At 63.5% G+C, this 12723-nt stretch carries 12 protein-coding genes; 7 read left to right on the top strand and 5 right to left on the bottom strand.

From position 1 onward, the window contains the following. The first annotated feature begins 47 nt into the window (after window positions 1-47). The 7 genes from ACN0TK_RS09610 to ACN0TK_RS09580 all read left to right on the top strand — a co-directional run bounded on the left by ACN0TK_RS09610 (window position 48) and on the right by ACN0TK_RS09580 (window position 7630). The gene (locus tag ACN0TK_RS09610; RefSeq protein WP_417309263.1) at window positions 48-1007 is read left to right on the top strand and encodes a carbohydrate ABC transporter permease; all 960 of its coding nucleotides are present in this window, start codon (window positions 48-50) and stop codon (window positions 1005-1007) included. After that, window positions 1004-1891, top strand: a complete 888-nt coding sequence (locus tag ACN0TK_RS09605) for a carbohydrate ABC transporter permease (protein ID WP_417309262.1) — start codon at window positions 1004-1006, stop codon at window positions 1889-1891. The genes ACN0TK_RS09610 and ACN0TK_RS09605 overlap by 4 nt, the downstream gene beginning before the upstream one ends. A gap of 46 nt (window positions 1892-1937) precedes the next feature. Then, a complete protein-coding gene (locus ACN0TK_RS09600) occupies window positions 1938-3035 on the top strand; it encodes an ABC transporter ATP-binding protein (protein WP_417309261.1) in 1098 nt (365 codons plus the stop codon). Window positions 3036-3113: 78 nt separating this feature from the next. Further along, a complete protein-coding gene (locus ACN0TK_RS09595; protein ID WP_417309260.1) occupies window positions 3114-4466 on the top strand; it encodes a mandelate racemase/muconate lactonizing enzyme family protein in 1353 nt (450 codons plus the stop codon). 7 nt (window positions 4467-4473) lie between these two features. After that, window positions 4474-5685, top strand: a complete 1212-nt coding sequence (gene manD, locus ACN0TK_RS09590; protein WP_417309259.1) for a D-mannonate dehydratase ManD — start codon at window positions 4474-4476, stop codon at window positions 5683-5685. 13 nt (window positions 5686-5698) lie between these two features. After that, the gene (locus ACN0TK_RS09585) at window positions 5699-6850 is read left to right on the top strand and encodes a mandelate racemase/muconate lactonizing enzyme family protein (protein ID WP_417309258.1); all 1152 of its coding nucleotides are present in this window, start codon (window positions 5699-5701) and stop codon (window positions 6848-6850) included. A gap of 36 nt (window positions 6851-6886) precedes the next feature. Then, window positions 6887-7630, top strand: coding sequence for a ribonuclease activity regulator RraA (locus tag ACN0TK_RS09580; protein WP_417309257.1), 744 nt, complete (start codon window positions 6887-6889; stop codon window positions 7628-7630). 109 nt (window positions 7631-7739) lie between these two features. Here ACN0TK_RS09580 and ACN0TK_RS09575 read toward each other — a convergent pair whose 3' ends face one another. The 5 genes from ACN0TK_RS09575 to ACN0TK_RS09555 all read right to left on the bottom strand — a co-directional run bounded on the left by ACN0TK_RS09575 (window position 7740) and on the right by ACN0TK_RS09555 (window position 12710). Then, window positions 7740-7961 carry a hypothetical protein gene (locus tag ACN0TK_RS09575; protein ID WP_417309256.1) on the bottom strand — a complete coding sequence of 74 codons (222 nt, stop codon included), beginning with the start codon at window positions 7959-7961 and terminating at the stop codon, window positions 7740-7742. Window positions 7962-8073: 112 nt separating this feature from the next. Further along, window positions 8074-8913, bottom strand: coding sequence for a DUF2793 domain-containing protein (locus ACN0TK_RS09570; protein ID WP_417309255.1), 840 nt, complete (start codon window positions 8911-8913; stop codon window positions 8074-8076). A gap of 61 nt (window positions 8914-8974) precedes the next feature. Next, a complete protein-coding gene (gene mce, locus ACN0TK_RS09565; RefSeq protein ID WP_417309254.1) occupies window positions 8975-9400 on the bottom strand; it encodes a methylmalonyl-CoA epimerase in 426 nt (141 codons plus the stop codon). Between the two features lie 49 nt (window positions 9401-9449). Then, a complete protein-coding gene (gene scpA / locus ACN0TK_RS09560; RefSeq protein ID WP_417309253.1) occupies window positions 9450-11585 on the bottom strand; it encodes a methylmalonyl-CoA mutase in 2136 nt (711 codons plus the stop codon). Between the two features lie 3 nt (window positions 11586-11588). Further along, window positions 11589-12710, bottom strand: a complete 1122-nt coding sequence (locus ACN0TK_RS09555; RefSeq protein ID WP_417309252.1) for a zinc-binding dehydrogenase — start codon at window positions 12708-12710, stop codon at window positions 11589-11591. Window positions 12711-12723 lie beyond the last annotated feature (13 nt).

Raw genomic sequence — 12723 nt, 5'->3', positions numbered from 1 at the left:
GGCACCATTAGTGCCGCCGGCTCCGCCTTCCAAGTAGGAGCTCCATAGTGAGTACTTTAACCGGCCAGGCCGCGCGTTCCCGTCCGTCGGAACCGGCTCGCCTCGGGTTTTTCCAGCGTGTGTGGGAGCATCGTGCCGACTACGGCTACGTCCTCCCGGCGCTGGTGGTGATGATGATCGTCATCGCCTACCCCATTTATTACACGATTGAGCTCTCGTTTTTCAAAACGCCGCCCAGCCTGCAGCTGCGCGACAAGATCTTTACAGGCCTCGACAATTACTCGGCCATTCTGAGCAGCCGGGTCTTCTGGAAAGTCACCTGGAACACGGTGATCTGGACGGTTGCGTCAACGGTCTTCGCCTTTGCGCTCGGGCTGGGTTCAGCCTTGTCGCTGCATCGTGCCTTCATCGGCCGCGGCGTCATGCGCGCCATCCTGCTGATCCCGTGGGTGGTGAGCGCGGTGGCCGCCTCCTACATCTGGCGCTGGCTCTATCATTCCGATTTCGGTGTCATCGGCGCCGCCTTGGTCCAGATGGGCCTCGTCGAGCGGCCGCCCAATTTCATCGACAACATCCATACGGTTCTGCCCTCGCTGATCGTGGTGAACGTCTGGCGTGAATTCTCCTTCGCCATGATCATGCTGATGGCCGGGTTGCAGACGGTGCCGGAGCAGTTGCTGCGTGCCGCGCAGGTGGACGGCGCCAATGCCTGGCAGCGGTTCTGGCATGTTACCTTCCCGCAGCTGCGGGGCGTGTCGACCATCACCGTGCTGCTGCTGGCAGTGTCGAACTTCAACGGCTTCATCATCCCGTGGATCATGACCAGCGGCGGGCCGTCGAACGCCTCGCATATCTGGATCACGCATATCTATGAGCTGGCCTTCGGGCGTCAGCGCTGGGGCGTGGCGGCAGCCTATTCCGTGCTGCTGTTCCTGATCCTGATGACGCTTGGTTATTTCTACGTGCGGGCCCTCACCAAGGGCGACACTTCGAGGCAGGGCTCATGACGGCCATATCAACGACACCGGCCGCCCGTCCCCGGCCGCGCAAGAAGATCGATGGCTGGCGCTGGACCGGTCGCATCTTCCTGTTCTTCATGCTGGTCTACACCGTCCTGCCGATGGCATGGATGCTGGTCACCTCGCTGAAGACCGGCTTTGCCGCGATGCAGTTTCCGCCGCAGTGGTGGCCGGCCGAGCCGACGCTGGAGAACTACTGGAAACTGCTCGACCCGGCGAATTCGGTGGGTCAGGATTTCCTGCGCTACTTCTTCAACAGCATGTGGGTGTCGACCATCACCACCATTCTGGCGGTGGCTGTGGCGGTTCCGGCGGCCTATGCGTTCTCGCGCTTTAGTTTCCCCGGTCGCACCTTCCTGTTCTTTGCGGTGCTGCTGCGCAACATGTTCCCGGCGGTGATCTTTCTGGTGCCGCTGTTCATCCTGATGCGCTGGCTGGGGCTGGTGAATACGCATGGATCGCTGATCCTCACCTACCTGACGTTCGGCCTGCCGCTCGCCATCTGGCTGCTCAAGGGATTTTACGACAACATCCCGATCCAGCTCGAGCAGGCGGCGCGCATCGACGGTGCCACGCGCATCAAGGCGTTCCTTTATGTGGTGATGCCACTGTCGACACCGGGCATCATCGCCACGGCGATCTACAGCTTCATCGGCGCGTGGAACGAATACATCTACGCGTACACCTTCCTCACCCGGAACGACCAGATGACCCTACCGGTGGGCATCCAGCGCTTCTTTTCCGAGAACACGACGGACTGGCCGGGCCTGATGGCCGCGAGCTTCATGATGAGTGTTCCGGTGGTCGTGCTGTTCCTCGTTTTGCAACGCTATTTCGTCCAGGCGCTGACCGAAGGCGCAGTCAAGCACTGACGACCGCGGCTCGCAGAGCGCGGATGACTTTTAAGGGGTATTTCGAATGGCACAGGTGGTCCTCAAGGACGTGGTGAAGACCTACGGCAGCGTTTATGCCGTCAACCACGTCTCGCTGACCGTAGAAGACGGCGAATTCGTTGCGCTGGTGGGCCCTTCGGGCTGCGGCAAGACGACAACGCTGAATCTGATAGCGGGCCTGATCCCGATGAGTGGTGGCGACATCACCATCGGGGACAGGCTGGTGAATGACCTCGATCCGAAGGATCGGGACATCGCCATGGTGTTCCAGAACTATGCTCTCTATCCGCAGAAGTCGGTGTTCAAGAACCTCGCCTTCCCGCTGCAGATGCGCAAACTGCCCAAGGAAGAGATCGACAAGAAGGTGCGCGACGCCGCCAAGGTGCTCGACATCACGCATCTGCTCGAGCGCAAGCCGCGCGAGCTGTCGGGTGGCCAGCAGCAGCGCGTGGCCCTGGGCCGGGCACTGGTGCGCGACCCGCGGGCCTTCCTGATGGACGAGCCGCTTTCGAACCTCGATGCCAAGCTGCGCGTGCAGATGCGCTCGGAGATCAAACGCTTCCATCAGGATCTCAATGCCACGGTCGTCTATGTGACGCATGACCAGCTCGAAGCCGTGACCATGGCCGACAAGATGGCCGTGATGAATGGCGGCTATCTGCAGCAGTACGATGCGCCCGCCAATGTGTTCGAAAATCCCAAGAACATGTTCGTCGCGAGCTTTGTCGGGTCGCCGGCAATGAGCCTGATCCCGCTCGAGGCGGTAACACGCGGTACCGATGTGGCACTGGCCAGCCCCGAGGGCTGGGAGCTGCCGCTGTCGCCCGAAAACAGCCGCAAGGCTCTCGGCGCGTCGTCGAACAAGGTGGTGCTGGGTGCGCGGCATTCGACCATCAAGCTGCATAAGACCCCGCAGCCGGGCACCGTGCCGGGCAAGGTGTATACCGTGGAACCGACGGGCGACGTGACCTTCGCCCAGGTGTTCGTGTCTGGTGCGACAGTGAACGTCAGCATGCCGCCGAGCTTTGCGATCCATACCGACGAGGAGGTCTACGTCGAGTTCGATCAGGCGCGGATTCACCTGTTCGACGGTGAAACCGAAATGGCTCTGGCGGCTCGCTAGCCGTCAGACCCGACCTCTCAACCCTCAGACAGCTGGCGCCACGGGACGCCAGTTGCCAGTTTCCAGGCAGTGCCGAATATGACCACAACACCCGAAGACGCCCTCGATCGCGTCAACACCAGTTCCAAGCCTTCCGATCTGCGCATCACCGATATTCGCGTGGCGGAAATCACCGGTGCGCCCTTCCGGTCGGCGCTGCTCAAGATCTACACCAATCAGGGGATCGTCGGGCTTGGTGAAGTGCGCGATGGGGCCAGTGCCACCTATGCGCTGATGCTGAAGAGCCGGCTGCTGGGCGAGAACCCATGCGATGTCGACCGGCTGTTCCGGCGCATCAAGCAGTTTGGCGGGCACGGGCGACAGGGTGGCGGCGTTTCGGCAGTCGAGATCGCGCTGTGGGACCTCGCGGGCAAGGCCTATGGGGTCCCGATCTACCAGATGCTGGGCGGCAAGTTCCGCGACAAGGTGCGCGTCTATTGCGACACCGACGCCGACCGGCCGAGCGGCACGGAAATGGGCAAGCGCCTCAAGAAACGCATGGACCTCGGCTTCACCTTTCTCAAGATGGACCTGGGGCTGATGGAAATTGCCGACGTGCCTGGTGCGGTCGTTGGTCCGGCCGGCTCACTCGATGCCTTCCGCCAGCACGCCGGCAGCATCCGTGCGACGAATGATGACGAACGCAAGCAGCGCAATCTGATCTACGATGCGCAGAACGTCATGCACCCGTTCACTGGCCTGCACTTCAGCGACAAGGGACTCGACCTGCTCGAACAGTATATCTCCGAAGTGCGCGAGGTGATCGGGCCCGAGATTCCGCTGGCGATCGACCATCTGGGGCACATCTCTTTGCAGGATGGGGTGCGGCTCGCCCAGCGGATCGAGAAATATACGCCGGCCTGGCTGGAAGACGTCATTCCCTGGCAGCACACGGAACAGTATCGCCGGCTGCAGGAAGCCACGTCGGTGCCGATCTGCACCGGTGAGGACATCTATCTCAAGGAGGCTTTCGAGCCGCTGCTCAACTCCGGCATTTCGGTGATCCACCCGGATCTGCTGACCTCGGGCGGCATTCTCGAGACCAAGAAGATCGGCGACGCGGCCCAGGATCATGGCGTGGCGATGGCCATCCACATGGCCGAAAGCCCGATCGCCGCTCTCGCCGCTTCGCATGTTGCGGTGGCGACAGAGAACTTCATGGCGCTCGAATATCACTCGGTCGACGTGCCGTGGTGGGATGACATCGTCACCGGCCAGTCGGGCCCGATCGTCGATCGCGGCTTCATCACGCTCAGCGACAAGCCGGGTCTCGGCATCGACGACCTGAACGACGAGGTGCTGCGCGCCCATCTGCAACCGGGCGTTACCGATATCTGGCAGCCAACCGACCAGTGGGACGACGACGTTTCCTGGGACCGCACCTGGAGCTGATGGCATCATGAAGATCAAGGACATCAAGGTTATCGTCTGCTCGCCCGGACGCAATTTCGTCACCGTCAAAGTGATCACCGACGAGGGCGTCTACGGTATCGGCGACGGGACGGTGAACGGTCGCGAGCTGGCCGTGGTCAGCTACCTCAAGGATCACATCGCGCCGACGCTGATCGGTAAGGATCCGCTGCGCACCGAGGACATCTGGCAGTACCTATACAAGGGCGCCTACTGGCGCCGCGGCCCAATCACCATGGCCGCGATCGCCGCGATCGACATGGCGCTGTGGGACATCAAGGCGAAAGTCGCCAACATGCCGCTCTACCAGCTGCTGGGCGGCAAATCGCGCGACAAGGTGATGGTCTACAAGCATGTCGGCGGACTGGAAATCTCCGAGGTCGTCGAAGGCGTTCAGAAGCTGCGCGAGCAGGGCCTCGACGCCATCCGGGCGCAGGTCTCGATTCCCGGGTTGCCGCCGATCTATGGCACCGGCGCCTCAACCGATCAGGCCGCCGGCGGCATGATCAAGCCGATGCCGAACGAGGAGGTCTGGGCGACTCACAAGTATCTGCCACTGGTGCCGAAGCTGTTCGAACAGCTGCGCGACACGGTGGGCTGGGACGTGCACCTGCTGCATGACGTCCACCACCGGCTGACGCCGATCGAGGCGGCCCGGCTCGGCAAGGATCTCGAGCCCTATCGCCTGTTCTGGCTTGAGGACGCCATTCCGGCCGAACTTCAGGAAGGCTTCCGCATCATCCGCCAGCACACCACGCAGCCTCTGGCCGTCGGCGAGATCTTCAACTCGGTCTACGACACGACGACGCTGATCTCCGAGCAGCTGATCGACTTCATCCGGGTCACCGCCGTGCACGCGGGTGGCGTCACCGGCATCAAGAAGATCTTTGACTTCGCCTCGATCTACCACGTCCGTTCGGCCTGCCACGGCCCGATGGACATGTCGCCGGCGACCATGGGCGCGAACATCCATGTCGACACGGCGATCAACAATTTCGGCATCCAGGAATTCACCGGGTACACCAAGGACACCTACGACGTCTTCAAGTGCGACTGGCGCTACGACCGGGGCTATCTCTATCCCAACGAGACGCCGGGCCACGGCACGGACATCGACGAAGAGCTGGCCGCGAAATTTCCCTATGAAACCGCCTATCTGCCGGTCGCCCGGCTCGAAGACGGCACCCTGACCAGCTGGTGAGAGACGAGACGACATGAAGATCACCAATATCATCCCCTACCCGACCTGGGTGGCCCACCGGAACCAGTTGATCGTCAAGGTCGAGACCGACGAGGGCATCTACGGCTGGGGCGAGAGCGGGCTTTCGGGCCGCGAGAAAGCCGTCGTCGGCGCCATCGAGCATTACCGCGAATGGCTGATCGGCAAGGATGCCTTCAACATCGGTGCCATCTGGCAGGAGATGTATCGCAGCCAGTATTTCGAGGGCGGGCGCGTGCTGCAGGCAGCGATCTCGGCGATCGACATCGCGCTGCACGATATCAAGGGAAAAGCGCTCGGCGTGCCGGTCTACGAGCTGCTCGGCGGCAAGCAGCGGGACCATATCCCGACCTTTGCCTCGACCGGCATCTCGCCCAGCGCCGAGATGATCGACCAGGCCAAGGAGCTGAAGGAACGCGGCTGGAACGTCATCCGCTTCTTTCCGGCGCAGGACACTGATGGAATCTTCGAGCCGCGCGAATCCATCGCAGCGACCGTGCCATGGCTGATCAAGGCGCGCGAAGAGCTGGGCGACGGCGTGGTGCTCGGCATCGACTACCACCACCGCCTGTCGGTCGCCGAAACCGCGAGCTTTTGCCAGAAGATGCCCTCGGGCACGCTGGATTTTCTCGAGGAGCCGATCCGCGACGAGACGCCTGAAGCCTATGAATCACTGCGCACCATGACCGACGTGCCCTTCGCCATCGGCGAGGAGTTTGCCTCGAAGTGGCAGTTCCTGCCCTATATCGAGCGCGGCATCCACCAGTACAACCGCATCGATGTGTGCAATGTCGGCGGGCTGACGGAATCGATGAAAGTCGCCGGGTGGAGCGAGGCGCATTACGTCGACATGATGCCACACAATCCGCTGGGGCCGATCTGCACCGCGGCGACGATCCACTTTTCAGCCGCGGTTGCCAACTTCGCGTGGCTCGAAACACGCGCTTCGCCGGCCGAAAGTTACATGGGCCGCGGCGAAAGTCCGCTGTTCACCGAGCAACCCAAGCTCGACGGGGCAGTATATAAGGTTCCCGACACCCCGGGTCTTGGAGTCGATGTGGACGAAGAGGCCATCCAGGCGCAAAGCTTCAAGTTCTGGGAAGCGCCGCACTGGAAACGGCGTGACGGATCGGTCACCAACTGGTAGCCGCAAAGAGTTTTATAGGGAGAGAGTTTCCACCAAATGACGCAAACGTCCGATATTACCCGCCCGCCCAAAGAGATGGTCGCAGCCCTCAAGGAACTGGGCGCGGCCACCATCGCCGGTACGCTCGGCCACATGGGCTTCCGCAATCCGCACATGACCGGCATCCTGCCGCAGACCAAGGGCAAGGTCATCGCCGGCCCGGCGCTGACGCTGCAGTGTCTGCCGCAGCGGCCGGACCTGTTCTCCGAAGGCGAATATGCCGACCCCGAGACCCAATTGCACCGGCACGTGCTCTATCACGTGCAGGAAGGTGACGTGGTCGTCGTCGATGCGCGTGGCGACATGCGCTCGGGCATTTTCGGCGACATGATGAGCACCTATTTCAAGGGTCGTGGCGGCGCCGGCATCATCATCGATGGTGTGATGCGCGACCGCCCCAATGTCGAGCAGCTCGACCTGTCGCTGTGGCTCAAGGGCTGGAGCCCGAACTATCACGTGCAGACCGACATCTATCCCAATGCGGTGAACGTGCCGATCGCTTGTGGCGGCGTCACGGTCATGCCCGGTGACATCATCGTCGCCGATGACGATGGCGCCGTGGTCGTGCCGGTCTCGATGGCCGAAGCGATCATCGAAGACGGCAAGAAGCACGCCGAGTGGGAAGTCTTCTCGCGCGAGAAGCTGATGGCTGGTGCCGACCTGCGCCGCTACTACCCACTGCATCCCGATGCGGAGGAGGAGTACCAGGAGTGGCGCAAGGCCAAGGGGCTCACGTCCTGATCTGAATTCGGTCTTGCCGGGGCGATCGACCCGGTGACCGTACTGGGCCCGGTGTCGAACGGTCACGTCGTTCGCTCCGGGCCTTTTTCATGACCTTTCGTACCCTGCCCTATCTCTCGAGCATCGCCCGCAAGGTGGCATCGCCCGGCGCGTAGTCGGCCTGGCCGGCCTCGTCGCTCAGCACCTGAAATCCGATCCAGACTGTCGCCAGCACCCCGAGCCCCAGAGCGGCGCTGACATAGGGACGCCGTCGCACCGTGCCCACGACCCTGACGGGCAGGCGCACCAGCCAGATCAGCGGCAAGACCAGCAGCAACAGCAGAAATTCCATTCCGGCCCCCTTCAGCCGAATGCCATGGTGCGCCGTCATGGTTAAGAACCTATTGCCTGATGACATGTGGCTGACGCCATGAGGTGGGACCTGGCGATTACCTGGCCGGCGCTCATGACACCACTGCCCGGTCGGTGACACGCCGCCAGTTGGTGCCGTCGGAGAAGGCGAGGACCGGACCGCCGGCCTCGTCTGCAACAAGGATGATCTGGCCCGCTCCGGCCGATGCCGCCGGCAGCGTGGCGAGCGTATAGCTGGCGCAGCGGATCGGGCCGGCAACATCCATCGTCACTGCGGGCGCGGCTGTGCCGATGCCGACCTTGCCGCTGGCGTCTATCACCCAGGCTTCCGACCAAACGGCCCCATCGGCGCTGAGCTTGAGATGCAGCTTGTCGTCGCCAGCGGTGCCGAGTTCGGCGCGCCCTGAAAAGCCGGTCTGAAACAGCAGCGCCGCCGTGTCGCCAGGAGCGGCCTTGTTGAGCTTTAGATGCACGCCGCCGGTGCCCGGCGTGACATCGTCATGGCTGAGCAGCATGGCGTCGGACTTCAGCGCCAGACGGTTGGTGGCATCCGGTGCGGCATTGATGCCCAGCAGCGGCAGCACACCGCCGAGCCCCGCCGTGACCGCCCAGCCGGAACCGTCCCAGGCAATCAGACCGGCCTCGTCCACCACCCAGGCGAGCCAGCCTTCGGCCGGCCCAAAGAACTGCCAGGCGCTGCCGTCCCAGGCGGCGATGTCCATTTCGTGCCCGGACCAGTCGCCGACGGCCGGCGCGGCGACGATGTAGCGATCCCCCGGTGTGGGCTCGGTCGGCGGGGCGGTCAGATCGCGGTCGATGACAGCGAGCTGCGTCAGCGTATCGAGCGCTACAATCGCCTCGTTATGGGTGATATGCTTGCCGGCCTGGGCCGGAACTATGAAGGGCAGGCCAAGATTTGGGCTCGTGGTCATCGCGGATCTCCTTGCCGCCCAGTTTAGTGGCCGGCGTGGAGACGGGGATAAGTCGAGCCGCTCAGGCCGGATCGAGCGCCGGCTTCACCTCTTCGAGCTCGATCAGCGTGCCGTCGAAATCCTTGGGATGGAGGAACAGCACGGGCAGGCCGTGCGCCCCGGTTTTCGGTTTGCCGTCGCCGAGCACGCGCGCGCCCCCGGCGGTCAGCCGTTCGGCGGCGCTGAGAATATCCGGCACCTCGAAACAGACATGATGCATGCCGCCCGACGGATGTTCCGTCAGGAACTTTGCGACGGGCGAATGCTCGCCGAGCGGTGTCATCAGCTCGATCTTGGTATTGTCGAGCGCGACGAAGACGACCGTGACGCCGTGGTCGGGCAGATCGCGCGGCGGCTGTACCTCTGCGCCGAGCAGATCGCGGTATTTTGCGCCCGCGGCGGCGAGATCGGGCACTACGATGGCGACGTGGTTGAGACGGCCGATCATAGGTAAGCCCTGACCTTATTATGGGCGGCGGGAGAGGCGGGTCCTTCGATCATCTGTTGCTCAGCCTGCCCTCGATCTGCCCGAGCACTGAGAAGGCCGCTTCGAGCACATTGGTGCCGGGGCCGAAGATCTCGGCAACGCCGGCCTCACGCAGGAACGGATAATCCTCTGCCGGAATGACGCCACCGACGATCACCGTCACCTCGCCGAGCCCCCTGCCCGCGAGTTCGGCGATCAACTCGGGCACCAGCGTCTTGTGGCCGGCGGCGAGCGAGGAGACGCCCACCGCATCGACCTTCAGTTCGGCAACATGGTCGACCACTTCGGCTGCGGTTTCGAAGAGCTCACCCATATGCACGGTGAAGCCGAGATCGGCGAAGGCGGTCGCGATCACCTTGGCGCCGCGGTCGTGACCGTCCTGGCCCATCTTGGCGATGAAGATTGCCGGCGGGCGGCTATTCTCATCCGCGAAGCTTTGGATGCGGCGGCGCAGTTCGGCAAACTGCGGGTCGTCGGCATAGGTTTCGGCGTAGACGCCCGAAATCACCCGGGTCACCGCGGCGTGGCGCCCGTAGACATCCTCGAGCGCCTGGGAGATTTCGCCCAGGGTGGCACGGGCGCGGGCCGCGGCGATGGCGGCATCGAGCAGGTTGCCCTCGTTCTTTGCCGCGTATTCGCGCAGCGCCGCCAGCATCGACTGGCACAGGCCCTCGTCGCGGCTGCGGCGCACCTCGGCGATGCGGGCGATCTGCTCGGCACGTACCTTGGCATTGTCGATCTGGCGCACGTCGAGCGGCGCCTCGTTCTCCAGCCGGTAGCGGTTGACGCCGACGACGACATCCTCGCCGCGGTCGACCCGGGCCTGGCGGAGGGCCGCGGCCCGTTCGATCTCGCGCTTGGGCGTGCCCGCCGCGACGGCAGCGGTCATACCCCCGGCGGCTTCGACTTCAGCGATCATTTCTTCGGCGCGGGCGACCAGATCGGCAGTGAGCGCCTCTATGTAGTAGGAGCCGCCGAGCGGATCGACGACGTCGGTGACCCGGCTTTCGTGCTGCAGGATCAGCTGGGTGTTGCGGGCAATGCGGGCAGAGAATTCCGTTGGCAGCGCAATGGCTTCGTCGAAAGAGTTGGTGTGTAGACTCTGCGTGCCGCCCAACACCGCGGCCAGTGCCTCGATGGTGGTGCGCACGATATTGTTGTGCGGGTCCTGCTCGGTGAGCGAAACGCCCGAGGTCTGGCAATGGGTGCGCAGCATCTTGGACCGCGGATCCTTGGCCCCCAGGTCGCCCATGATCTTTGCCCAAAGGGTGCGTGCCGCACGGAGCTTGGCCACCTCCAGGAAGAAGTTCATGCCGATGCCGAAAAAGAAGCTCAGCCGGCCGGCGAAGCGATCGATATCGAGGCCACGCGCGACGGCGGCACGCACATATTCCTGCCCGTCCGCCAGCGTATAGGCGAGCTCCTGCACGGCGGTCGCTCCGGCTTCGTGCATGTGGTAGCCCGAGATCGAGATCGAGTTGAACTTGGGCATGTGCGCGGCGGTGTGGGCGATGATGTCGCCGACGATGCGCATCGAGGGTTCGGGCGGATAGATATAGGTATTGCGGACCATGAACTCCTTGAGGATGTCGTTCTGGATGGTCCCCTGCAGCTGGTCCGGCGAGACGCCCTGCTCTTCCGCCGCGACGATGAACATCGCCAGTACCGGCAGCACGGCGCCGTTCATGGTCATCGACACCGACATCTGATCGAGGGGAATGTCCTCGAACAGGATCTTCATATCCTCGACACTGTCGATCGCCACACCGGCCTTGCCGACATCGCCGGCGACACGCGGATGATCGCTGTCATAGCCGCGATGCGTCGCCAGATCGAAAGCGACCGACAGGCCCTTCTGCCCGGCCGCCAGGTTCTGGCGATAAAAGGCGTTCGACTCACGCGCGGTCGAAAAGCCGGCATATTGGCGGATGGTCCAGGGGCGGTTGGCATACATCGTGGCGCGGACGCCGCGGGTGTATGGTTCGGCCCCTGGAATGCCGGGATCAGCGGGCGCGTCTTCCGGCAGGTAGAGGGGCCGGATATCGATGCCGCCGTAATTGCGGTCGAGGGCATCGAGACCGGTGTCGCGGAGTTCTCGCTGAGCCAGTTCGGCCCATTCAGCACGTGTGGGCGGTTTGTCGCTCATGCCTCAGTCCAAGGTCGGATCAACAAGGAATTTCTCGCCAGTCGCCCGTGCCTGAAACGCCCGGAAGATGTCGGGGTCGAGAACCTGCCTGAGGCTGACGACGCGCGTGTAGCTGCTGGCGAAAGTCGTGGTGAGTTCATCGAGGACCCGCTGCTGAAGACTGGCACGCGTCGCCGCGTCCGTCCGCTTCATGAAGTTGAACAGCAGCCAGCCGCCGATATCCCAGGCAAATCCGAAGCGCCGATCCAGAACGGTCGGCCCGCCTTCGAGACCGCCATAAATATAGACCCGCTTGGGAACGTCGGTGCCATAGACCATATGTTCCGCGTCAGGTGGCGTGAGCGCCGCTTCCATCGCCGCCAGCATCTGCCCTGCGAGCCGTCCGCCACCGGTTGGATCGAAACCCATGGTCGCACCGGTTTCGGCTATGGCGCGAACAAGGTCGGCTTCGAAATCCGGGTCCGCAGAATTGACCACATGCGTGGCGCCAAGTCCGCGCAGGAGCTCCACCTGGCTGGGCTTGCGCACAATGTTCACCAGAGGAATATTGTCGGCAAGGCAGACCTTGAGGAGCATCTGGCCGAGGTTAGACGCCGCAGCTGCGTGCACCAGCCCCGTGTGCCCCTCTGTCTTCATGGTTTCGACAAAGCCAAGGACCGTCAGCGGGTTGACGAAGATCGCCGCGCCATCGGCGCTGCTGGCGCCCTCGGGAAGCGGCACGCAATCGGCTGCCTTTGCGAGCCGATATTGCGCAAACATGCCGCCCGGACGAAGCGCGACGCGCTGGCCCATCAGATGGTCAGCCTCCCGGCCAGCAGCGACAACAGTGCCCGCGCCTTCGGTGCCTATCGGGCGCGGCTGCCCCACCCGTCGTGCGACGAAGGGCATGGCCGCCTGCGGCACCGTGGCCAGCAGCACCGGGCTGTCGCTGTTCCCGTCCTGGCGGAGCGTCGAAAGATCCGCGGGGCCCGTCATCTGATAATGGTCGGTCGGATTGAGCGGGGCCGCTTCGATGCGCACGATCACCTCGTCTGCCGCCGGATCCGGCAGCTCGGATGGCTCGAGGCTCAGCCGCAATATGCCATCCGCAGTGATGAGCGACTTGAGTTCCAGTCCCGTCGTCATGTCATGTGCTCCT

Origin of the sequence: Devosia sp. (assembly GCF_048261455.1) — a bacterium.
Lineage (GTDB): Bacteria > Pseudomonadota > Alphaproteobacteria > Rhizobiales > Devosiaceae > Devosia_A.
This window is presented reverse-complemented; position numbering and strand designations above follow the sequence as displayed.

Coding starts and splice junctions, on each gene's coding strand:
- ACN0TK_RS09605 (WP_417309262.1), top strand. CDS start 1,004: ATGACGGCCATATCAACGACACCGGCCGCCCGTCCCCGGCCGCGCAAG.
- ACN0TK_RS09600 (WP_417309261.1), top strand. CDS start 1,938: ATGGCACAGGTGGTCCTCAAGGACGTGGTGAAGACCTACGGCAGCGTT.
- ACN0TK_RS09595 (WP_417309260.1), top strand. CDS start 3,114: ATGACCACAACACCCGAAGACGCCCTCGATCGCGTCAACACCAGTTCC.
- manD (WP_417309259.1), top strand. CDS start 4,474: ATGAAGATCAAGGACATCAAGGTTATCGTCTGCTCGCCCGGACGCAAT.
- ACN0TK_RS09585 (WP_417309258.1), top strand. CDS start 5,699: ATGAAGATCACCAATATCATCCCCTACCCGACCTGGGTGGCCCACCGG.
- ACN0TK_RS09580 (WP_417309257.1), top strand. CDS start 6,887: ATGACGCAAACGTCCGATATTACCCGCCCGCCCAAAGAGATGGTCGCA.
- ACN0TK_RS09575 (WP_417309256.1), bottom strand. CDS start 7,961: ATGGAATTTCTGCTGTTGCTGCTGGTCTTGCCGCTGATCTGGCTGGTG.
- ACN0TK_RS09570 (WP_417309255.1), bottom strand. CDS start 8,913: ATGACCACGAGCCCAAATCTTGGCCTGCCCTTCATAGTTCCGGCCCAG.
- mce (WP_417309254.1), bottom strand. CDS start 9,400: ATGATCGGCCGTCTCAACCACGTCGCCATCGTAGTGCCCGATCTCGCC.
- scpA (WP_417309253.1), bottom strand. CDS start 11,585: ATGAGCGACAAACCGCCCACACGTGCTGAATGGGCCGAACTGGCTCAG.
- ACN0TK_RS09555 (WP_417309252.1), bottom strand. CDS start 12,710: ATGACGACGGGACTGGAACTCAAGTCGCTCATCACTGCGGATGGCATA.